Here is a 20,138-nt window from a genome sequence, read left to right as displayed (position 1 = left end):
TCAGATTCCTCCGATGCGGATCGTCGAAAACCGGCGAATGCGCTCGTCCGGCAGGGCGAAGGAATAGAGTTTGAAGATCGGCAGGTCGGAAGCGTCATAGTCGAGTGCGACAGTGAATTGGTTGGGATTGCTGGGATCGTCCTGTACGGAAACCTGAAGCCGGTCGCGGCTGAGAAAGGCATAGTGAAGCGTGGTGTCGTTTACGAAAGCCTGCGCAAGCCGGGAGCGCTCCTGTGCCGATAGGCCTGCCACGGCGGTGCGCGCTGCGTCGGCGGCGATCTGCTGCACCGAGTTGGCGGCAGCAATGTAGATGCCGTAGCCGATGAGGCTGAGAACGGTCATCAGGAAGAGCGGAGCGATGATGGCGAATTCCACCGCGGCAGCTCCCTTGCGGCAAAAGAAAAGCTTTCGAAGATAGGTCATAAATTGCCTCTTTTGATTGAGTTAGAGACATGTAATGAAATCTCATGTTGCTTTCATATCTGCTAATTAACTCTTAAAATCGGCAGGTTGATAATCTTTCGGCGGGAATATTTTGTTTCCGCATGAGGTGTATGTCCTGGGCGGAAGGGAAGGAGCCCGGCAAGGGTTTGACAGCAGCGCTCGAAACCCTAGATTTGCAGTTCTAAAAACATCGGGGGAGAGCAATGACCGAAATCCATACCGGCTCGTGTCTTTGCGGCGCGGTTCGCTTTCGTACCAGGGGCAAGCTGCGCGATGTCATCGCCTGCCATTGCTCGCAGTGCCGCAAGCAGACAGGCCTTTATTACGCAGCGACGAATGTTCAGATCAGCGATATCGAACTGGAGGGTGAGGAGAACATCACCTGGTTTCGTGCCAGCGACTTTGCCCGGCGCGGCTTCTGCCGGACCTGTGGATCGGCGCTCTTCTGGCAGGCGGACAAGGAAGATTACCTCTCCGTGCTTGCCGGCAGTTTCGACCAGCCGACCGGATTGCGTGTCGGCAAACATATATTTTGCGCCGACAAGGCCGATTTTTACGGCCTGCCCGACGATGCGCCGCATTACGCGCAGGGATCACCCGGCCTTGTGGTTGCGGGGAGTTCCTGATGTTTCGTCATCGTGTGACTGTTGCTCGGCCCAGTGCACGGCTTCATCGAGAGCGGCGAACTTGACCGACTGCCAGTGGAAATAATCGCGCAGGAACGTCGGGGAGAACCAGAGCCGCCCACGGCGCCGGGGGCGCTCCCAGCCAAGCAAGCCGGCGGCTTCGGCAGGCGCGAACATGCGTTTGACGTTGGTGGCCGAAATCGCATATTTCTGGGCGATCTCCGCGATTGAAATTTCGCCGAGGAAGATCTTGCCGTCGTGCTCCTTGTCGGAGGCCAGGCGACTGATCAGTTCGTGCAGCACCATGCCGCCGGATTCCGCCCAGATGAACGAGGCGACGGTTTCAGGCAGGTTGCGCCATGCCGGGTCGTCGATCAGCGCCCGGGCGGCGTAGGGCTGGCCCAGGCGAAACAAGGCCGGATCGCTGTCGCAACGCTCGGCGCGGTTGCCACCGTCCAACCGGTCGAGGCAGGTCATGTGGCCGAGAAACCAGCTGTACATCGCCCTTGCCGCCGCGTCGGTGATTTCGAGCGGTCGCTTGCGCTTGTCCTGGCTGTCGGGGGCGTCGCGAAGGAACTTGTAGGCGACCAGTTCGGCAAGATAGCTCGCCACCGTGTTGCGGCTGACCACGGCATAGCGGGCGAGGACATCATAGAGCCGGGACGCCGTCAGACCGGTGGATGTCGCCAGCGGATCGCGCTCGAGTTGAAGCGCATAGAGCATCTGCGTCATGATCCACTTTTGATGGGAGGCCTTCAGCCGGGCGAGGCGCGGCGTCTCCTCGTGGATGCTGACGAGATGCCTGGCGATTCCGACTTCGATGGTGAGAAAGAGCGGATGGTTCAGGATCTGCTCGCGGCTCAAGGGCGGGGTAAGGAGCCGGTGATGGAGCGCGTTATCTGGCATTGTTGGACTTCTATAGGCAGGCAACGATAGGGTCATAACGAGCAAACGACTGTATTTGTTCGGAGAGGCCGCATTTATTCCGATTTTTCGATCAGGCTGGTCAATCGGGCAACGTCCCGGCGCAATTCGGCAAGTTCCGCAAGCACCTGCATATCGATCTTGTGATGCAGGGAAAGCACCTCGATCTCGGCCTTGAGATTGATCTCGTAGTCTTTCGCCGCCTCGAAGCGGTCGCGCGCAGCCTGACGGTTCTGCGACATCATGATGATCGGCGCCTGAACAGCGGCCAGCATCGACAGCAGCAGGTTGAGAAAGATGAAGGGGTAGGGGTCGAAGGCATGCCCGACCAGGATGAGCGTATTGATGACCGCCCAGGCGACCAGGAAAGCGGCAAAACTGATGATGAAGGTCCACGAGCCGCCGACGCGGGCGATGGAATCGGACAGCCGCTCGCCAAAACTTTCCTGCGCCGAAAGCGCCGCGTTGACGTCGGTGGCGACGATCATGCGCTCCTTGGCCTTTTCGAGGATACGTTTTTCTGTTTCGCTGAAGCCGCCGGATTTCCGGCCGAAACGAATATGTTCGAAGCCGGGAAGAAATGACATCGCGGTTCTCCGTAAGACAAGCCAGGTTGACGGCTGCACCGGCGACGCCGGAAAGCGACCGCCGGACATGGCCTTAGACCTTTAACGGAGATTTTTCAAGAAGATGCGGCACGACGGAGAGTCGCGCCGACAATGCTCGTCATCCTTGTGGCTGGGTGACCCAGGCATGGCTGGGGAACAGGCGGTCGACGCTGTATTGCTGGCCGAACATCATGTCGTGCTGGATATAGCGGAAATCGCGCATCATCGGATCGAGCGGCTCCTTTGCCCGCAGCCAATCGGGCTTCGCCTGGTTGTCGCGCGCCACCAGCTGGTACCGGTCGATGATCGGGTAGCGGCGCTGAACGCGGCCGAGGAAATTGGTGTAGTAAGGATGGTCGAAGCGCGCCATCTTGACGACATGGTAGGGCAGGATCGCCGGGCTGATCGTGCCGATGTTCTTCCTGCCGGAGCGGCTGGACCAGACGATCAGCGGCGTCTCATGCTCGCGCTTCATTACCTCGATCGAGGCCTTGCGGGTCGCGACCTGTTCCGGCATGTAGCCGCTGTTGACATAGACGGAGCCGAGCGGCGGCAGATGGTCACCGAAGACGACGATGATGGTTTCGCGCTCGCGCTTCCTGGCCCATTCCATCAGCATCTTCAGGCTGTCGTCGGCTTCCTTGACGCCGTGCGCATAGGTGGCCAGCGTCCTTTTGTCGGCCTCGGGAAGATCGCCTTCGACGGTGATGGCATTCCTGGCATAACGGGCAGGCTCATAGGGGCCGTGGCCCTGCAAGGTGACGGAGAAGAAGAAGAACGGGCGGTCCATGCCGTCGGCCTGGCGCATGATCTCCTTGAACAGCGCCTCGTCGGAGGCGAAGAAGCCGCGCTTGTCGAGCGCCGGCAGGTTTTCCTCCGACTTGAATTCCTCGAAACCGAAGGCCTTGTAGACTTCCGCGCGGTTCCAGAACCAGCTCTGATACGGATGGATGGCGCGGGTGACATACCCTTCGCCGCGGAAGAACGTCGCCAGCGACGGCATCGGGCGGCGGACGTACTGCTGGTAGGGAATGCTGCCATAGGGCAGGAAGGCGTTCGAGAAGCCCGTCAGCGCTTCGAACTCGACATTGGCAGTCATGCCGCCGAATTCCGGCGAGAAGACATTGCCGGACTGGTTCTCGCGCATCACCGGCATCGGATCGGGCGACAGCTTGACATTGGAAAGCCGCGTCGGGTCCCACAAGGACTCGCTCATCAGCACGATGACATCGGGGTGATCGTCGCCGCCGGTGCCGAAGGGCATCGCTTTTCCCGGAATTTTTGCCATGGTTTCGGCGCCGTAGCCGGCGGGTGCCGAAACATTGGCCATCGGTACGTTGAAGGCGAAAGCGAGAAGGAAGCCGTTGTGGCGATAGTTTTCCTTCTGGTCCCACATCATCGGAATGACCTGCAGCCGGTCGCGCAGCCAGGAATACTGGCTGTAGTCCATCAGCGAGACGAAACCGGCAAGCAGCGGCAGCGTGAGGGCAAGGCTGGCAGCGCGCCAGCGGCCGGAAAGCTGTGGAAAGCGTTTCCACGCGCAGACCCAGAGATAGACGATCAGCACGACCGATGCGACCAGGCCGCCGAAAACGGCGACCGCTGTCCAGGGCCGCTGGCTGATCATCACCGGCAGCAGCTCGATGATCTGGCGTGCAAACAGGAAATCCGTGGGATAGAGCGGGTCGGAGAGAAAAAGCTGCTTCTGGCGGGAGACGAATGCCGGTATGAGAGCCAGCGGCACGACGATCAGCAGCGACTGGTAGCGCCGTCCGAAGATGGCGTCGAGGCAAAGGATGAGCATCATCATCACCGTTACCGAGGTCATGCCCGGCCGGGCGGACGAGGTGATGAAGTTGCCGATATCGGTTGTCGAGCCGCGCGAGATCCATTCGACGGCGATCAGGATCAGCAGCGACAGAATGAACGACTTGCCGAGCGCATAGGCGATGGACAGCGCCTGCTCGCCACGCCGGGATAGGGGCCGGTAAAGAGGAAGGCGAGCGGTCCTGGTGGCCGCCATTGCCTTAGACAGAAACTCGACCAAGCTGATCTCCGGACGCGTTATAAAAGTTTCTTAAAAGTTTCACACCACTGTCACATCATTGTCATGAACGCTAGATGAACCGTCTTTGTTCAACGGCATGTTGCACATGTTTTCCCGGTCGGCGGGCTATGCGCGGGAGGCCGACAGACCGTTGCCGCGTTGCGAAGCGGGCGGCGGCGCGCTAAACCGTGGCCATGACCGAAAAAAGCCGAGATCAGAAGAGCTTGCGCATCGCCGTCGCCCAGACGAATGCCGTCGCCGGCGACGTGGCCGGCAATCTCGCCAGGGCGCGTCGGGCTCTCGGGGAAGCGCAGCGGCAAGGGGCCGATCTGCTCGTTTTCGCCGAGTTGTTCCTGGCGGGTTTCACCCCCGAGGATCTGGCGCTTGGCAAGACCTTTCTTCATGCCTGCGCTGCCGCCGTCGAGACACTGGCAGGCTGGACCGGGCAGGGTGGACCGGGGATCGTTATCGGTTTCCCGCGGCAGGACGGCCGGGCGAAGCGCAATTCCGTCGCCGTGATCGACGGCGGCCGGGTGATTGCCATCCGCGACAAGGTCGATCTGCAGCCTGAAGAAAGCGGGTATTTTTTTGCAGGCGCGATGACCGGTCCCGTCGGGTTTCGCGGCGTCCGGCTCGGAATCGCCATCGGCCGGGATCTGTCCGGCGAGCTGGGCGTCTGCGAAACCCTGGCGGAAAGCGGGGCGGATATGCTGATCGTGCCCGCCGTCTCCGCCTATGGTGGCCAGATGCTCGATCTCCGTCACCAGCAGGTCCTGCGCCGGGTGATCGAGACGGATCTGCCGGCGGTCTACGCCAACGCGCTGGGCGGCAATGGCGAGCATGTGTTCGACGGCGCCGGCTTCGGTTTCAACGCCGACAGGAGTTTGGCCTTCCAGATGGCGCCGTTCGACGAGGGGCTGGCGACCTGCGACTGGGAGCAGACCGTCGAAGGATCTACACCCTGCCGGCTGCGGGGGGCACGCCGAAGCTGGTCACGAAAAACCTGCCGTCCTACTGGCACGGCTGGTCGCCGGATGGCGAGCGGCTCACCTATTGCGGCATTCGCAACGACGTCTTCGACATCTACACGATCGGCGTCGACGGCGGCGAGGAACTGCGGCTGACGAACGGCGAGGGGCGCAATGACGGCCCCGACTATTCGGCCGACGGGCAATGGATCTATTTCAACTCCAGCCGCAGCGGCTTGATGCAGATCTGGCGCATGCATCCGGATGGCTCCGCGCTGACGCAAGTGACCGGCGACGATCAGGGCAACTGGTTCGCCCATCCCGCGCCGGGCAACGACAAGGTGCTGATTCTCTCCTACGACGCCGACGTCTTCGATCATCCGCGCGATTGCCATGTCCGGCTGCGGCTGATGGATATGGACGGCGGCAATCTGACCACGCTTTTTGCGCTGTTTGGCGGCCAGGGCACCATCAACGTTCCGAATTGGCGCGCAGACGGCGAAGAGTTTGCTTATGTCCGGTACGCGTCGGTTGATGGCGCGGCAGCGGATTAAGTCTTTTCAAACCATCGCGCTTAAGCGTTTTTTCCCGCTTGTTTGCTAGCTTCTCCGACAGCAAATGGGCGGACAGGCCCGAGGGGACGAAATGAGCGAGATCAGCGCAAGAGTTTTTGCGAATACGAGCAGTTGGATGGTCCGCGGCATCTATCTGGCGTGCGCCGTCTTCGTTTTCCTGTTCATCGCCAGCGTCTTCCTCGTCCTCGATTATTCCGTTTACCAGGCGAATAGCTTCGGGATTTCGACGGAACGCAAGCTCGTTCAGCAACAGTTCCAGCATCAGATCGACGAGGTCGTCAAATACCAGGCGGAGCTTTCCTTCCGGGACGAAACGGTCAAGGAAGCGCGCGGCTCCTCCTTCAGCGACAGTTTCGTCCAGCGTCGCATTCATGACTGGCTGTGGTCGGATTTCGGCTTCTCGTGGATCGTCTTCAGCGAGACGGGCCATCAGACCAAGCTTGCCGTCAACAACGGCGTAGCAGTGGCTCCAGACAAGGCTGACGGCCTGCTTTTCTGGATCGACGATCTCGTCTACGAAGCGAACCAATCCTATTGGGCCGCTCTCAAGCCCGAGAAGGACGGCTTCCGGCTGCGTATGATGGACAGCGATCGCGAGCAGCTTTCGGCTCCCTTGCCCTACATCCACGCCGCCGACATGCGCATGGTCGACGGTCGCATGAGCATCGTCGTGGTGCAGGCGGTGGTGCCGAAATCGCTGTTCATTCCGAAAGGGTCGGAGCAGCCGATCATCATGATCACCGTCAAGCCGATTTCGGAAAAGATGTTAGCGTCGATGAGCCAGCGCCTGGCGATCGAGGATCTGCACGTCGTCGCCGACGAAGAAAACAAGAACCGGCCGGATGCCTATACGCCCGTCGGCAAGGGATTTACCGACGGGCCGTTCCTGGTAGCTTGGACGCCGAACGCGCCGGGACCGTTCATCTGGCAGTCGGCGATGCCGAAGGTGGCGATCCTCTCGCTGCTCGCCGCTCTCTCCATGGGGTTCATCGCCTGGCGTTTCGGCGCTGTGGTGCGGGCGCTGCAGAAGAGCGAGGCGACCAACCGTTTCCTCGCCAAGCATGACGCGCTGACCGGCCTTGCCAATCGCATTGCCTTCGAGGAAAGCCTGACGGCGATGATGGAAGAGCATCCGGAAGGGCCGATCGCCGTGCTCGCTGTCGATCTCGACAAGTTCAAGGCCGTCAACGACCAGCACGGCCACGCCGCCGGCGACGCCGTCTTGAAGGCCGTGGCGGCACGCTTCAGCGACCGCGTCGGCGATGCCGGCCTTGTTGCCCGCCTCGGCGGCGACGAGTTCATGGTCCTCATCCCCAATGCCAACGAAACGACGATCATGGCGCTGGCCGCCGGTCTTGTCATCGATGCCCAGGTGCCGATCGTCTTCAACGAGATGCTGCTGCAGGTCGGCGGCAGCGCCGGCGCAGCACTTTTCCCACGCGACGGCCACAATATCCGCAACTTCGTGCATGCCGCCGACATGGCGCTGTATGCGGCCAAAAACAGCGGGCGCAACCGCGCGGTCCTCTACGAGGGCGACGCGATCATGCGGCCGAGCACGGCGGCAGCCTGACGCGGCGGCACGTTTCCCCGGGTTGTCCGGAAAGAATTATTGCAACGGCTGGCTTGTCGACCCCTTCGGGTTCCTGAGATCGATCGCGGCGCTGTCGTCGCCGAGGAATTGCGGGCCGACCTGGCGGATCTTCGAGTTGGCCGGGTCGTAGACGCGCTCTTCGGGAATGGCGTCGAGCGTGCCGCGCGGTTCCGGCTTGGTTTCGGTGACGATTTCGGTCACCGATTTCGAACTGGTCTGCTTCGGCAGCGTGCCGGCGTTGCTCTCTTTCAGCTTCTGCTCGTAATAGGCGTTCAGGTTGCAGCCGCAGGCCGAATCCTTGCTGCTCGTGCGGTTGCGATAGGAGAAGGCGTTCGGCAGTTCCGTATAGGGCGCGCCGGTTTCGGCGGAAATCATGTCGGCGCTCTCCTGGCCGACCATGGCGTGGTAATAGAGTTCCGTCTGCGTGCCCGGGCACATCTGGGCGCAGGTCTGCGCATCATGGCGGAAACTCTGGCTGGTCGCATTCGAGGAGATGGGGAAGAAGGCGCCGTCGCAGGTGCGCACGCAGAGCGTCCTCAAACCGCCCTCCTGCTGCAGCGGCAGCTGCTCGCCCAGCGGCAAGGGTTCGCCCTCCATCGGCAGCAGGCTCGTCGGCTGGCGGTCGATGGCGCCAAAGACGCGGTTGGTCGAAATGATCGAGCCGCCGTCGCTTTCCAGCGTTGCCCTGAGATCCTGCGTCTCGGTGAGCGCCGTATCGGAAGGGGCCTGCTCGTCGCAGCCGTTCTCGCGCAACGCTGCCAGGACGCCGCTGCGGCCGCGATTGCGCAGGCCGGAGCGCTGGCGCAGAAGCTCGTCCTTCTCGACTTCCATGTCGTTGAGGTCGGCTTCCGCCCGCATGCAGAAGTCCTGGTTGTCGCCACCGAAAACGACGATGCTGCCGGAGGAGCAGCCGCTGCGGCGCATGTCGCTGCGCAGGCGGCGGATATCCTGGTTCAGGCGGTTGATGGCGTTGGCGGAGCGGCGCACGTCGCCGGTATTGCCGATCACCGTCGGCGTGCCGGCAAGGCTGGCGCGCAGTTCTTCACACACGGCTCTCGCCTCGGCGCGCAACGGCGCCGTCGAAACCAGCGTCAGGAGCACGACGGGAAACACACGCCCAAACGTCAACACGGGCTTTTCTCCGTTAAGGTGATCGTCACATGGCGGCGAACCGCCTCTCCAAGCAATGCCATCATACCGCAACGGCAGCCAGTCGCAACATGGCGCGGCCGGCTGGTACGGTTTTTGCTCCGGCTTGGTTTACGGTGCCGTCGGATGCGAGGCCTCGACGACGGCAAGCGCCGCCATGTTGACGACGCCGCGCGAGGTGACCGAGGACGACAGGATGTGCGCGGGTAGGGCGGCTCCCAGCAGGATCGGCCCGACATGCAGGGCATCCATCATCGTCCGCACGATGCCGAGCGAGATGTTGGCGGCATCGAGCGTCGGGAAGACGAGCAGGTTGGCTTCGCCCGTCAGCGTCGAGTTCGGCATGGCGCGCTTGCGCAACGCCTCCGACAGCGCCGAGCCGCCCTGCATTTCGCCGTCGACCTCGAGATCCGGGGCCTTTTCGCGGATCAGCTCCAGGGCATGCCGCATCTTGCGGCCGCTTTCGGAGTTGCGCGACCCGAAATTCGAATGCGAGAGCAGCGCCGCCTTCGGCGTGATGCCGAAACGGCGGATTTCCTGGGCGGCGAGGATGGTCGTCTCCGCCAGTTCTTCTGCGGTCGGATTGTCGTTGACGAAGGTGTCGGTGAAGAAGATCGCGCCGCGCTGCGAGATCAGCAGGCTGAGGCCGGCGAAGGCGCAGACGCCCTTGCGCCGGCCGATGATCTGGTTGACGTCGCGCAGGTGCTTGTCATAACGGCCTTCGACGCCGCAGATCAGCGCATCGGCTTCGCCGCGACGCACCGACAACGCGCCGATGACGGTATTGTTGGTGCGCACGATGGTGCGGGCTGCCTCCGGGTTGATGCCGGCGCGGCCGACAAGGGCGAAGTAGTCGTCGACATAGTCGCGATAGCGCGGATCGTCCTGCGGATTGACGACCGCGAAATCGACATCCGGCCGGATTCGCAGGCCGAAACGCTGCAAGCGCGTCTCGATGATTTGCGGGCGGCCGATGAGGATCGGCTGGCCGGTGCCTTCCTCGATGAGCACCTGGGCAGCACGCAGCACGCGCTCATCCTCGCCTTCGGCAAAGATCACCCGCTTCTGGCCGGCATTCTTGGCGGCGGTGAAGATCGGCTTCATGACGAAGCCGGAGCGGAAGACGAAGCGGTTGAGCTGGTCGAAATAGGCGTCGAAATCGGCGATCGGACGCGAGGCGACGCCGCTGTCGGCGGCAGCCTTCGCCACGGCCGGCGCGATGCGCAGGATCAGCCGCGGATCGAAGGGCGAGGGGATCAGGTAGTTCGGCCCGAAGGTCGGCGTCTCGTCGGAATAGGCCTTGGCGGCCACTTCCGAGACCTCTTCGCGGGCAAGTGCTGCGATGGCGCGCACGGCGGCCATCTTCATTTCTTCATTGATCGTCGTGGCGCCGCAATCGAGCGCGCCGCGGAAGATGTAGGGGAAACACAGGACGTTGTTGACCTGGTTGGGGAAGTCCGAGCGGCCGGTGCAGATCATCGCGTCGGGCCGTGCGGCGCGGGCGAGATCCGGCATGATTTCCGGTGTCGGGTTGGCGAGCGCCATGATCAGCGGCTTTTCGGCCATGCGGGCCAGAAGGTCCGGCTTTAGCACGCCGGCGGCCGAAAGGCCGAGAAAGACGTCGGCGCCGTCGATGCTTTCGTCCAGCCGCCGCTTGTCGCTCTTCTGGGCATAGACGGATTTCCATTCGTCCATCAATTCGACACGGCCCTCGTAGACCAGGCCTTCGAGGTCGTGGACCCAGATGTTTTCCCGTTTGGCTCCGAGCGTCACGAGCAGGTTGAGGCAGGCGAGCGCGGCCGCGCCGGCGCCCGACGCGACGATCTTGACGTCGGCGATCGCCTTGCCGGCGAGTTCCAGGCCGTTGAGGATCGCCGCGGCGACGATGATGGCGGTGCCGTGCTGGTCGTCATGGAAGACCGGGATGTTCATCATCGACCGCAGCCGGCGCTCGACCTCGAAACATTCCGGCGCCTTGATATCTTCGAGGTTGATGCCGCCGAAGGTGGGTTCCAGCGCCGACACCGTGCTGACCATGCGCTCGACGTCGAGGGCATCGATCTCGATGTCGAAGACGTCGATGCCGGCGAACTTCTTGAAGAGCACGGCCTTGCCCTCCATCACCGGCTTGGAGGCGAGCGGGCCGATATTGCCGAGGCCGAGAACGGCGGTGCCGTTGGAGATCACGGCAACGAGATTGGCGCGGGCAGTGTAGTCGGCCGCCCGTTCCGGCTCGTCGCGGATCGCAAGGCAGGGGGCGGCAACGCCGGGAGAATAGGCAAGCGCCAGGTCGCGCTGGTTGCCGAGCGGCTTGGTCGCCTGGATCTCCAGCTTGCCCGGACGCGGATAACGATGGAAGAACAGGGCCTGTTCATCGAGGTCGCCGCTTGCGGGAACCGTCGGCGCCTTTGATTTCTCGTGGGTATCCATGGCGCGCCTTCCTCTCATGTCTTTTCAGTCGGTTTCTCATAGCAACAATCGTTTTGGCGATACAATCGGGAATTTCTCACTTTTCGATGTTGCGGGGCGCACGGCTGCGCCGGCGCATGCCCGGCCCCTGTCATCATGTTGCAACAAGACTCTGGTTTTACGGGCTTTAAAAATTCCATGAACCAAAGGATGACATCCGTGGCTGGGCAGCAGGAAGTCAAACATTTCAGGACACTGTTCCTGTCCGATATCCATCTGGGCTCGAAGGCGGCGAAGGCGGATTTCCTGCTCGATTTCCTAAAATACCACGAGGCCGATACCATCATCCTCGTCGGCGATATCGTCGACGGATGGCGGCTGAAGCGGAGCTGGTACTGGCCGCAGGATTGTAACGACGTGGTGCAGAAGCTCTTGCGCAAGGCGCGCAAGGGCACCCGCATCGTTTATATCCCCGGCAATCACGACGAATTCCTGCGCGACTTCCCGGGCATGCATTTCGGCGGCATCGAAGTGGCCGAGCGGATGATCCATGAGGGCGCCGACGGCCGCCGCTATCTCGTGCTGCATGGCGACGAATTCGACGTCGTCGTCCGCAATGCCCGTCTGCTCGCCTATCTGGGCGACTGGGCCTATGACATGGCGATCATGATCAACGTCGTGCTGGCCGGCATCCGGCGCCGGCTCGGCATGCCCTACTGGTCGTTTTCCGCCTGGGCCAAGCTGCAGGTCAAGCATGCCGTCAACTTCATCGGCGAGTTCCAGCGCGTCGTCGTCGACGAAGCGCGGCGCAACGACGCCGATGGCGTCATCTGCGGCCATATCCACCATGCCGTGATCGAGGAGATCGACGGCGTTTGCTACATCAACACCGGCGACTGGGTGGAAAGCTGCACGGCGATCGCCGAGCACGAGGACGGCCGCTTCGAGCTGATCACCTGGCGCAACATGGTCGGCACGGCAGAAGAGGCGGAACCGGCCACCGTCAAGGCGATCAGCTACCGCGCCGCCTGAGGCGAAATCCCCTCCTTTCTGAGGGCTATTTTTCGCCATAGGCGAGGCCTGTTGCCTGTGTTAGGAAGGCGCACTCTCCTCACAGGTTCCACTCCATGAGTCTTGCAAGTCAGGCACCGGCGCGCGAAGACGCTCCCCGCTGGTTTCCGCAGCGCAGCGCGCTGGTTTTCTGCGCGCCGATGATCGTCAACGGCACGGTGCTGCCGTTCTTCCCGGTCTGGCTCGAGACCCACAGCCTCGACGACCACCAGATCGGCGTCATCCTCGCGGTGCCGATGGTGGTGCGCGTCATCTTCGCGCCGATCCTGGCGATGTTCGCCGACCGCATGGAGGAGCGAACCGGTATCCTCGTCTGGTCGGGCCTGCTCTGTCTGGCGACGGCGGTCGGGCTGTACTGGACGCAGAGCTTCTGGCCGATCCTGCTGGTCTTCGCGCTGCAGGGGGCGGTTTTTGCTCCCTATATCCCGGTGGTCGAATCGATGCTGATCACCGGCGTGCGCCGATGGGGTTTCGATTACGGCTCGATGCGGCTCTGGGCGTCGGTCGCCTTTATCGGCAGCACGCTGGTCGGTGGCCACCTGATCGGCCTCTACGGCGGCGCCATGGTGCTGCCGGTGATGACGGTCGGCTGCATCGTGATGTCGGCCATGGGGCTGGCTGCGCCGCGGATCGGCCGCGCGCCTCGCCGCGCTGCCGTTGCTGCTGCTGCCGGCAAGAGCAGGCAGAGGACGTCGCTGTCGCGTTTCGACCTGCACCTGGTGATGATCGGTTCGTCGGTGGTGCAGGCGGGGCATGCGATGCTTTATGCCTTTGCCTCGATCTATTGGGCCGAACTCGGCTTTTCCGGCACCGCGGTCGGCATCCTGTGGAGTGCCGGCGTTTTGGCTGAAGTGATCGCCTTTTTCTTTGCCCGCCAGCTCAACCGCACTTTTGGCGCCTGGACGCTGATCCGCTTCGGCGCGACGATCGCCGTCTGCCGCTGGCTCCTGTTTCCGCTCGATATCGGTTATTTCGGTTTCTTCGTGCTGCAATGCCTGCACGCCTTCACCTTCGCCTTCTGCCATATCGGTATCCAGCGGCGCATCGTCGATGCGGTGCATGAAGAGCAGGAAGCCTCGGCGCAGGGCACCTATTATTTCTACAACGGCATCTTCATGGCGGTGGCGACCTTTGCGTCCGGCTACATCTACGCCGCGTTCGGCATGCATGGTTATTACGTCATGTCGGCCATTGCCGCAGTCGGGCTCGGCTGCGTCATCGTCGCCTGGTATCTTCAGCCCCAGAGGGCGGCTTCGGGCGGAAACACCAGCGAATCGCTGTAGGCCAAGCCCGGTTCGCGATCGCGGGCGAGCAACAACGGGCCGTCGAGATCGACGAAATCGGCGCCCTGCGCCAGAAGCACCGCCGGCGCCATGGCCAGCGACGTGCCGACCATGCAGCCAACCATGATCTGGAAACCCAGCCGCCGGGCTTCGTCGCGCATCAGCAGCGCTTCCGTCAGTCCGCCGGTCTTGTCGAGCTTGATGTTGACCGCGTCGTAACGGTCGCGCAATGCCGCGAGGTCGCGGGTGTGGTGCACGCTTTCGTCGGCGCAGATCGCCACCGGCCTTGGAATGCGCGCCAACAGGCCGTCCTTTCCGGCCGGCAGCGGCTGCTCGATGAGGCCGATGCGCTCCCGTGCCGCGATCTGCAGGTGGCGTTGCAGGTTTTCTTCCGTCCAGCCCTCGTTTGCATCGGCGATGATGGCGCTGTCGGGTGCCGCCGCCCGGACGGCGCGCAGCCGGCTTTCATCGTCCTCTGTTCCGACCTTGATCTTCAGCAAAGCGCGATGGGCGACGGACCTGGTCTGCGCCGCCATGGCCTCCGGCTCGGCAAGCGAGATGGTGTAGGCGGTGGTCAGCGGCGCTGGTAGCGTTTCCGACAGACGGGAGGCCACCGTTTGCCCGGAAAGCTTGGCCTCCAGGTCCCAGAGCGCGCAGTCCACGGCATTGCGGGCGGCCCCCGCCGGCATCTCCCGCTGTAGCGCTGCGCGGTCCATTCCGGCGGCGATGCGCGGGGCGATCGCCTCGATTGCGGCGGTGACGTTCTCGATGGTTTCGCCATATCGTCCGTAGGGAACGCATTCGCCCATGCCGGTGCTGCCGTTGGCCGAGATGATGCATGTGACGACGCGCGCTTCGGTTTTCGAACCGCGGGAAATGGTGAATGCACCGGCAATGGGGAAGGCGGCGACTGTTGTTTCGAGGTGACGGACCATGATTTTTGTCCTGGCAAGCGGTTAAAAAGGTTCAGGAACCGCTTTATTTCCCTCATGTGCGATGACACGGAGGAATCAAGCCGGTATGACTCGGCGAGATTGTCGCAAGCCCGGAAAGATGCAAGAGACTTGAAGCCTGCCGATCCTTCTGCCGCACATGTGAAGATCGAGAGCTTGCCGGACGGGGCGGGGCACCGCTTGCGCCTGGGAGGTCGCTGGACCAATACCGGCCTGCACGCGGTGCTGCACGACCTGGAAGAGATCGGCCGCGACCGCGCCGCCGACGATCTGGAAATCGATCTCTCCGACATCGCCGCCATGGATGTCGCCGGCGCCTGGATGATACGGCGGCTTGCCCGCACCGTCGAGGCGAACGGGCATGCTGCCCACCTTTCGGGCGGGGAAGGCCGGTTTCAGGAATTGATCGCCGTCCTGCCCGACAAGGTGGAAAAGGCGGAGGAGCCGAGCGAGACGCGCAGCCTTTTCACCCGGCTGTTCGAGCCGGTCGGAAAACTCGCCTACAGTTTCTGGGGCGATTTTCTCTCCGCCATGCATATTCTCGGCTCGGCGGTGCGCGGTGCGCAGATGAAGCTTGGCCGCGCCAGCGGGGTTTCGCCGGCATCCGTCGTCAACCAGATCGACCATATGGGCGTCAAGGCAACGCCGATCATATTGCTGATGTCGTTTCTGATCGGCGCCATCATCGCCCAGCAGGGCGCCTTCCAGCTGCGCTATTTCGGCGCCGAAGTGTTCGTCGTCGATCTTGTCGGCATCCTGCAATTGCGCGAAATCGGCGTGCTCCTGACTGCCATCATGATCGCCGGCCGCTCCGGCAGCGCCATCACCGCCGAAATCGGTTCGATGAAGATGCGCGAGGAGGTCGATGCGCTGCTGGTGATGGGCCTCAATCCGGTCGGCGTGCTGATCTTTCCGCGGCTGGTGGCGCTGACGATCGCGCTGCCGCTGCTTACCATCCTCGCCAACTTCGCCTCGCTGTTCGGCGCCGCAATGGTCGCCTGGGGCTATTCCGGCATCACCTTTGCGGTGTTCCTGCAGCGCATGCACGAGGCGATCGACCTCTCGACCATCGTGTCCGGCATGATCAAGGCGCCGTTCATGGCGCTGATCATCGGCGTCGTCGCCGCCGTCGAAGGCCTGAAGGTCGGCGGCAGCGCCGAATCGCTCGGCCTGCATGTCACCGCGTCGGTGGTGAAATCCATCTTCGTTGTCATCCTCGTGGACGGGCTGTTCGCCATGTTCTACGCCGCGATCGATTTCTAAGGGGGCGGGGATGGACGACAATACCGCTTCCCAAGAGACTGCAGAGCGCGAGACCATTCTGTCGGTGCGCGACCTGACGGTCGGTTTTGGGCCGAAAGTCGTGCTCGACAACCTCAACCTCGATATCTACCGCGGTGAAATCCTCGGTTTCGTCGGGGCTTCCGGCACCGGCAAGTCGGTGCTGATGCGCACCGTGTTGCGGCTGCTGCCGCGGCGCTCCGGCACGATCCACATTCTCGGCGAGGACTACGACAGCCTCGGCGAAGAAGAGCGGATGAAGCTGGACATGCGGCTCGGCGTGTTGTTCCAGCACGGCGCCCTGTTTTCCGCCCTCACGGTGCGGGAAAACATCCAGCTGCCGATGCGCGAATATCTCGACCTGCCGAAATGGCTGATGGACGAGTTGGCGCTGCTGAAGATCGAGATGGTGGGGTTGGCGGCCGACGCGGCCGACAAATACCCTTCGGAGCTTTCCGGCGGCATGATCAAGCGCGCCGCCCTTGCCCGCGCGCTGGCGCTCGATCCGGACCTGGTGTTCCTGGACGAGCCGACATCCGGCCTCGATCCGATCGGCGCCGCCGAGTTCGACGAGCTGATTGCGCGGTTGAGGGACACGCTGGGTTTGACCGTCTATATGGTAACCCACGATCTCGACAGCCTTTTTTCTGTCTGCGACCGTATTGCCGTTCTCGGCCAGAAACGGGTATTGGTGGAAGGAACGATCGAGGACATGCTCGAATTCGACGACCCTTGGGTCCAGTCCTACTTCCGCGGCAAACGGGCGCGGTCGATCGTACCGCAAGATCGCAGCAAGACGTCGCAGGCGCTGCGTCACGGATTGAAGTGAATAGGGATCTATGGAAACCAGAGCCAACTACGCCATCGTCGGGTTTTTCACCATTCTGGTGATCGCCGCCGCATTCGGCTTTGTCTACTGGATGGCCCAGTACGGCCGCGGCGGGCCGATGACGGACCTGATCATCCGCATTCCCGGTTCGGCCAACGGCCTCAGCGTCGGGTCGCCGGTGCGTTTCAACGGCATCGCGGTCGGCACCGTCCGCAACCTGGCGATCGACAAGGACGAGCCGGAATTCTCGATCGCGCTTGCCGAAGTCAAGGAAGACACGCCGATCTACACCTCTACCAAGGCGGTGCTGGAAATCCAGGGCCTGACGGGGGCTGCCTATGTCGAGCTTTCCGGCGGCAAGACCGGCGAGGAAAACATCCTGCAGGCGGCCCGCGACAAGGACCAGACGGCGATCATACTGGCCGACCAGTCGAGCGTCACCAACCTGCTCGCCACCGCCGACAAGATCATGGGCAAGGCGGACGATGCCATCGACGACATCCAGGGTTTCGTGCGGGATGCCCGCGACCCGCTGACCAACACGGTCAAGAACGTCGAGCAGTTCACCAACTCGCTCAAGGCCAATTCCGAGGGCATCGACAAGTTCCTGAAGAGCGTCGCATCCTTGTCCGACACCGTGACCGGCATTTCCGGCCGCCTCGATTCGACCATCGAAGGGGTCGAATCGCTGGTGAAGAGCGTCGATCCGCAACAGATCCGCACCATCGTCACCAATGCCGAGAAGATCAGCACCGACATTGCCGCGTCGAGCGGCCAGTTGAGCGAGACGGTGAAATCCTTCCGGCAGACGGCGGAAACCTTCAACCGGTTCGGCGCCGAGGCGGAGAAGGCGCTCAAGAAGGCCGAAGACCTGCTGGCGGCGGTGGATACGGCCAAGATCAGCGGTTCGATCGACGATGTCTCGGCGGCGACGGCGGATGCCCGCCAGGCGATCGCCTCGATCCGCGGCGTCACCGACAATATCTCCAAGCGGCAGCAGGAGATCGACCAGACGATCGCCGACGTGTCCGACATGGCTCACAAGCTGAACGCCGCCTCGAACCGCGTCGACGGCATTCTGGCCAAGGTCGATGGTTTGCTGGGCTCGGGCGACGCCAACTCGCTGTTTGCGGAGGCACGCAAGACGCTGGACTCCTTCCGCAGCGTCGCCGACAATCTCAATGCCCGCATCGGGCCGATAGCCGACAATCTGTCGCGCTTTTCCTCGACCGGCCTGCGCGACGTGCAGACGCTGGTCGGCGAGACGCGCCGCACGGTGGAAAATCTCAACGATGCGATCAGCAATTTCGACCGTGACCCGCAACGGCTGATTTTCGGCGGCGACACGGTCAAGACCTATAATGGCCGGAACCGGCATTGACACGCATGGCAACGACGAAGGGTGGGAAGAGTATGGTCGGATCGCAACTGGTTCTGCGTCGTTGCCCCAAACGCAGCCTTCTCGTCATGCTGCCGCTCGTTGCGGCACTTCTGACCGGTTGCGGCGGCGGCGCCAAGAACGATACGTTCGACCTCAACACCGCCGTTTCCGCCGACGGGCCGGCGGCGCGCAACCGCCAGATCCTGGTGCCGGAACCGACGGCGCTGAGCGCGCTCGGCAGCGATCAGGTGATGGTGCGTGTTTCGACTTCGGAGATCCAGTATCTGTCGAAGGCGCAATGGAGCGACAAGCTGCCGCGCATGGTCCAGGCCAAGCTGGTCGAGGCTTTCGAAGACACCGGCAAGCTCGGCGGCGTCGGCAAGCCGGGGCAGGGGCTGGCGATCGACTACCAGATCGTCAGCGATATCCGCGCCTTCGAGATCAATACGGCGGGGCGCCGGGCCAATGTCGAGATTTCCGTCAAAATCCTCAACGACCGCAACGGCACCGTGATCGCCCAGAAAATCTTCTCAGCCGCTTCCCCCGTCGCCGGCAGCGCCGGCAACACCGCCTTCATCCGCGCACTCGACGCCGCTTTTGCCACGGTGACCGCCGAGATCGTCGACTGGACGCTGCGGGCAATCTGAGCCGCTGCCGAGAGCGCCATCCGGAGAATTCCCGGATGGCGCCGGCCATTGCATGACCTCGTCGCGTCGCTCCTGTTCGTTTCGATCCGCACCCGTTTGGGGCGGGTGACCAGATCGTTGTCGATGAGGCGCAGGAGTTCCGGTTTCAACCCCCACCCGCCTATACGACGGGTGACCGCCTCGTTTCGGCCATCTGCGCCGAAATCGCCGAGTTTCAATCCACACCCGCCTACGACGGGTGACCGCTCCGCATGAGGAGGAAGTGACGCACTGGGAAGTTTCAATCCACACCCGCCTACGACGGGTGACCGAGAGCGCGGAGCCTCGCCGTTCGAATCGCTACGTTTCAATCCACACCCGCCTACGACGGGTGACTGTCGGCCGCAGCAAAGCGGGCGCCGACATTCGAGGTTCAATCCACACCCGCCTACGACGGGTGACCGCGGACATGTGCCGCATGCTTCACGCCTGCGCAGTTTCAATCCACACCCGCCTACGACGGGTGACCATCCGCTTCGACGGCGAGCCGATCACCTGGCCGGTTTCAATCCACACCCGCCTACGACGGGTGACGGCCTTCGTCAGCCTCGACGCCGATGTAGGACAGGTTTCAATCCACACCCGCCTACGACGGGTGACTTCTGGCAGATGGCCTACGGGTCGAAGTCCACGTTGTTTCAATCCACACCCGCCTACGACGGGTGACGACCGCGCCGCCACTACGGAGGGCTCCGAGCGATGTTTCAATCCACACCCGCCTACGACGGGTGACGCGACGACTTATCGAGGCCAGGCACGCCTGCATGTTTCAATCCACACCCGCCTACAACGGGTGACGCCAATCGACGAACTCGCAGGCGGCAATCGTCGTGTTTCAATCCACACCCGCCTACGACGGGTGACCGGAATGGCGCCGTGGCCGCATCCCAGAAATACCGGTTTCAATCCACACCCGCCTACGACGGGTGACACATTGTTTCCCGCACCTCAAATCCCGGTGCGGGGTTTCAATCCACACCCGCCTACGACGGGTGACGTGCAAGGCCGACCCATACCGGCACCTGATCACGTTTCAATCCACACCCGCCTACGACGGGTGACGTCCTTTGTGGATTAGGCCGTGATCAGCCGGTAGCTGTTTCAATCCACACCCGCCTACGACGGGTGACCTTTTTTAAAGCCCCAATGCACATAGCTGCCGCCGGTTTCAATCCACCCCCGCCTACGACGGGTGACGTTCCGACCATCTGCATTGCTTTCTGAGCAATGTCGTTTCAATCCACACCCGCCTACGACGGGTGACGCAGGCGCTCCTGGTACATATCCTGCGCATCGAGTTTCAATCCACA

Annotated in this window: 15 protein-coding genes, 2 pseudogenes and 1 CRISPR repeat array (1 of these 18 cut by a window edge); of the genes and pseudogenes, 10 read left to right on the top strand and 7 right to left on the bottom strand. The window is 62.6% G+C overall.

The window, feature by feature from the left end:
* Positions 1-423, bottom strand: a complete 423-nt coding sequence (locus DEM27_RS09550; RefSeq protein ID WP_109457981.1) for a TadE/TadG family type IV pilus assembly protein — start codon at positions 421-423, stop codon at positions 1-3.
* Positions 424-647: 224 nt separating this feature from the next.
* On the opposite strand from DEM27_RS09550, the gene DEM27_RS09545 reads away from it, so the two are divergent.
* Positions 648-1,070 carry a GFA family protein gene (locus DEM27_RS09545; protein ID WP_109457980.1) on the top strand — a complete coding sequence of 141 codons (423 nt, stop codon included), beginning with the start codon at positions 648-650 and terminating at the stop codon, positions 1,068-1,070.
* On the opposite strand, the gene DEM27_RS09540 is transcribed toward DEM27_RS09545, so the two are convergent.
* The 3 genes from DEM27_RS09540 to DEM27_RS09530 all read right to left on the bottom strand — a co-directional run bounded on the left by DEM27_RS09540 (position 1,038) and on the right by DEM27_RS09530 (position 4,625).
* Entirely contained in the window at positions 1,038-1,976 is a 939-nt protein-coding gene (locus DEM27_RS09540) for a hypothetical protein (protein ID WP_109457979.1), read from the bottom strand. The genes DEM27_RS09545 and DEM27_RS09540 overlap by 33 nt on opposite strands.
* A 74-nt stretch (positions 1,977-2,050) precedes the next feature.
* A complete protein-coding gene (locus DEM27_RS09535) occupies positions 2,051-2,581 on the bottom strand; it encodes a DUF1003 domain-containing protein (protein ID WP_109457978.1) in 531 nt (176 codons plus the stop codon).
* A gap of 139 nt (positions 2,582-2,720) precedes the next feature.
* Entirely contained in the window at positions 2,721-4,625 is a 1,905-nt protein-coding gene (locus tag DEM27_RS09530; RefSeq protein ID WP_109457977.1) for an LTA synthase family protein, read from the bottom strand.
* A gap of 218 nt (positions 4,626-4,843) precedes the next feature.
* Between DEM27_RS09530 and DEM27_RS09525 the strand changes: the two are divergent.
* The 3 genes and pseudogenes from DEM27_RS09525 to DEM27_RS09515 all read left to right on the top strand — a co-directional run.
* A pseudogene (locus tag DEM27_RS09525) lies at positions 4,844-5,476 on the top strand (nitrilase-related carbon-nitrogen hydrolase); the annotation flags it as partial.
* A gap of 125 nt (positions 5,477-5,601) precedes the next feature.
* A pseudogene (locus DEM27_RS09520) lies at positions 5,602-6,171 on the top strand (TolB family protein); the annotation flags it as partial.
* A gap of 91 nt (positions 6,172-6,262) precedes the next feature.
* Positions 6,263-7,765 carry a GGDEF domain-containing protein gene (locus DEM27_RS09515; protein WP_165823382.1) on the top strand — a complete coding sequence of 501 codons (1,503 nt, stop codon included), beginning with the start codon at positions 6,263-6,265 and terminating at the stop codon, positions 7,763-7,765.
* 36 nt (positions 7,766-7,801) lie between these two features.
* On the opposite strand, the gene DEM27_RS09510 is transcribed toward DEM27_RS09515, so the two are convergent.
* Together DEM27_RS09510 and DEM27_RS09505 are read right to left on the bottom strand one after the other, a co-directional pair.
* A complete protein-coding gene (locus tag DEM27_RS09510) occupies positions 7,802-8,917 on the bottom strand; it encodes a DUF2865 domain-containing protein (RefSeq protein ID WP_128755472.1) in 1,116 nt (371 codons plus the stop codon).
* A 129-nt stretch (positions 8,918-9,046) separates the two neighbouring features.
* Entirely contained in the window at positions 9,047-11,365 is a 2,319-nt protein-coding gene (locus tag DEM27_RS09505; protein WP_109457974.1) for an NADP-dependent malic enzyme, read from the bottom strand.
* 198 nt (positions 11,366-11,563) lie between these two features.
* Between DEM27_RS09505 and DEM27_RS09500 the strand changes: the two genes are divergently transcribed.
* Positions 11,564-12,376: a UDP-2,3-diacylglucosamine diphosphatase gene (locus DEM27_RS09500; protein WP_245445761.1), complete on the top strand. Its 813-nt coding sequence runs from the start codon at positions 11,564-11,566 to the stop codon at positions 12,374-12,376.
* Between the two features lie 95 nt (positions 12,377-12,471).
* Positions 12,472-13,698, top strand: coding sequence for an MFS transporter (locus DEM27_RS09495; RefSeq protein ID WP_109457973.1), 1,227 nt, complete (start codon positions 12,472-12,474; stop codon positions 13,696-13,698).
* Here DEM27_RS09495 and dgcA read toward each other — a convergent pair.
* On the bottom strand, positions 13,650-14,633 hold the full coding sequence (dgcA, locus tag DEM27_RS09490) for an N-acetyl-D-Glu racemase DgcA (RefSeq protein WP_109457972.1): 984 nt from the start codon (positions 14,631-14,633) through the stop codon (positions 13,650-13,652). The two genes, DEM27_RS09495 and dgcA, sit on opposite strands and share 49 nt — an antisense overlap.
* 129 nt (positions 14,634-14,762) lie before the next feature.
* On the opposite strand from dgcA, the gene DEM27_RS09485 reads away from it, so the two are divergent.
* Genes DEM27_RS09485 through DEM27_RS09470 form a run of 4 tightly spaced genes read left to right on the top strand, consistent with a single transcriptional unit; the run spans position 14,763 to position 18,789 of the window.
* Positions 14,763-15,914 carry an ABC transporter permease gene (locus DEM27_RS09485; RefSeq protein ID WP_245445759.1) on the top strand — a complete coding sequence of 384 codons (1,152 nt, stop codon included), beginning with the start codon at positions 14,763-14,765 and terminating at the stop codon, positions 15,912-15,914.
* Between the two features lie 10 nt (positions 15,915-15,924).
* Positions 15,925-16,761, top strand: a complete 837-nt coding sequence (locus DEM27_RS09480; protein ID WP_109457970.1) for an ABC transporter ATP-binding protein — start codon at positions 15,925-15,927, stop codon at positions 16,759-16,761.
* 10 nt (positions 16,762-16,771) lie between these two features.
* Positions 16,772-18,142, top strand: a complete 1,371-nt coding sequence (locus DEM27_RS09475; protein ID WP_109457969.1) for an MlaD family protein — start codon at positions 16,772-16,774, stop codon at positions 18,140-18,142.
* Positions 18,143-18,174: 32 nt separating this feature from the next.
* Positions 18,175-18,789: an ABC-type transport auxiliary lipoprotein family protein gene (locus tag DEM27_RS09470; RefSeq protein ID WP_109457968.1), complete on the top strand. Its 615-nt coding sequence runs from the start codon at positions 18,175-18,177 to the stop codon at positions 18,787-18,789.
* A gap of 211 nt (positions 18,790-19,000) precedes the next feature.
* A CRISPR array of direct repeats spans positions 19,001-20,138; the repeat unit is 32 nt; unit sequence GTTTCAATCCACACCCGCCTACGACGGGTGAC; it runs 744 nt beyond the window's last position.

Origin of the sequence: Rhizobium album, from assembly GCF_003122325.1 — a bacterium.
GTDB classification, from domain to species: Bacteria; Pseudomonadota; Alphaproteobacteria; order Rhizobiales; family Rhizobiaceae; genus Metarhizobium; species Metarhizobium album.
This window is presented reverse-complemented; position numbering and strand designations above follow the sequence as displayed.

What these genes read in the sequence shown, in the direction of transcription:
- DEM27_RS09540 (WP_109457979.1), bottom strand. Translation starts at nt 1,976, where the DNA reads ATGCCAGATAACGCGCTCCATCACCGGCTCCTTACCCCGCCCTTGAGC.
- dgcA (WP_109457972.1), bottom strand. Translation starts at nt 14,633, where the DNA reads ATGGTCCGTCACCTCGAAACAACAGTCGCCGCCTTCCCCATTGCCGGT.
- DEM27_RS09535 (WP_109457978.1), bottom strand. Translation starts at nt 2,581, where the DNA reads ATGTCATTTCTTCCCGGCTTCGAACATATTCGTTTCGGCCGGAAATCC.
- DEM27_RS09495 (WP_109457973.1), top strand. Translation starts at nt 12,472, where the DNA reads ATGAGTCTTGCAAGTCAGGCACCGGCGCGCGAAGACGCTCCCCGCTGG.
- DEM27_RS09550 (WP_109457981.1), bottom strand. Translation starts at nt 423, where the DNA reads ATGACCTATCTTCGAAAGCTTTTCTTTTGCCGCAAGGGAGCTGCCGCG.
- DEM27_RS09480 (WP_109457970.1), top strand. Translation starts at nt 15,925, where the DNA reads ATGGACGACAATACCGCTTCCCAAGAGACTGCAGAGCGCGAGACCATT.
- DEM27_RS09530 (WP_109457977.1), bottom strand. Translation starts at nt 4,625, where the DNA reads ATGGCGGCCACCAGGACCGCTCGCCTTCCTCTTTACCGGCCCCTATCC.
- DEM27_RS09470 (WP_109457968.1), top strand. Translation starts at nt 18,175, where the DNA reads ATGGTCGGATCGCAACTGGTTCTGCGTCGTTGCCCCAAACGCAGCCTT.
- DEM27_RS09515 (WP_165823382.1), top strand. Translation starts at nt 6,263, where the DNA reads ATGAGCGAGATCAGCGCAAGAGTTTTTGCGAATACGAGCAGTTGGATG.
- DEM27_RS09505 (WP_109457974.1), bottom strand. Translation starts at nt 11,365, where the DNA reads ATGGATACCCACGAGAAATCAAAGGCGCCGACGGTTCCCGCAAGCGGC.
- DEM27_RS09475 (WP_109457969.1), top strand. Translation starts at nt 16,772, where the DNA reads ATGGAAACCAGAGCCAACTACGCCATCGTCGGGTTTTTCACCATTCTG.
- DEM27_RS09545 (WP_109457980.1), top strand. Translation starts at nt 648, where the DNA reads ATGACCGAAATCCATACCGGCTCGTGTCTTTGCGGCGCGGTTCGCTTT.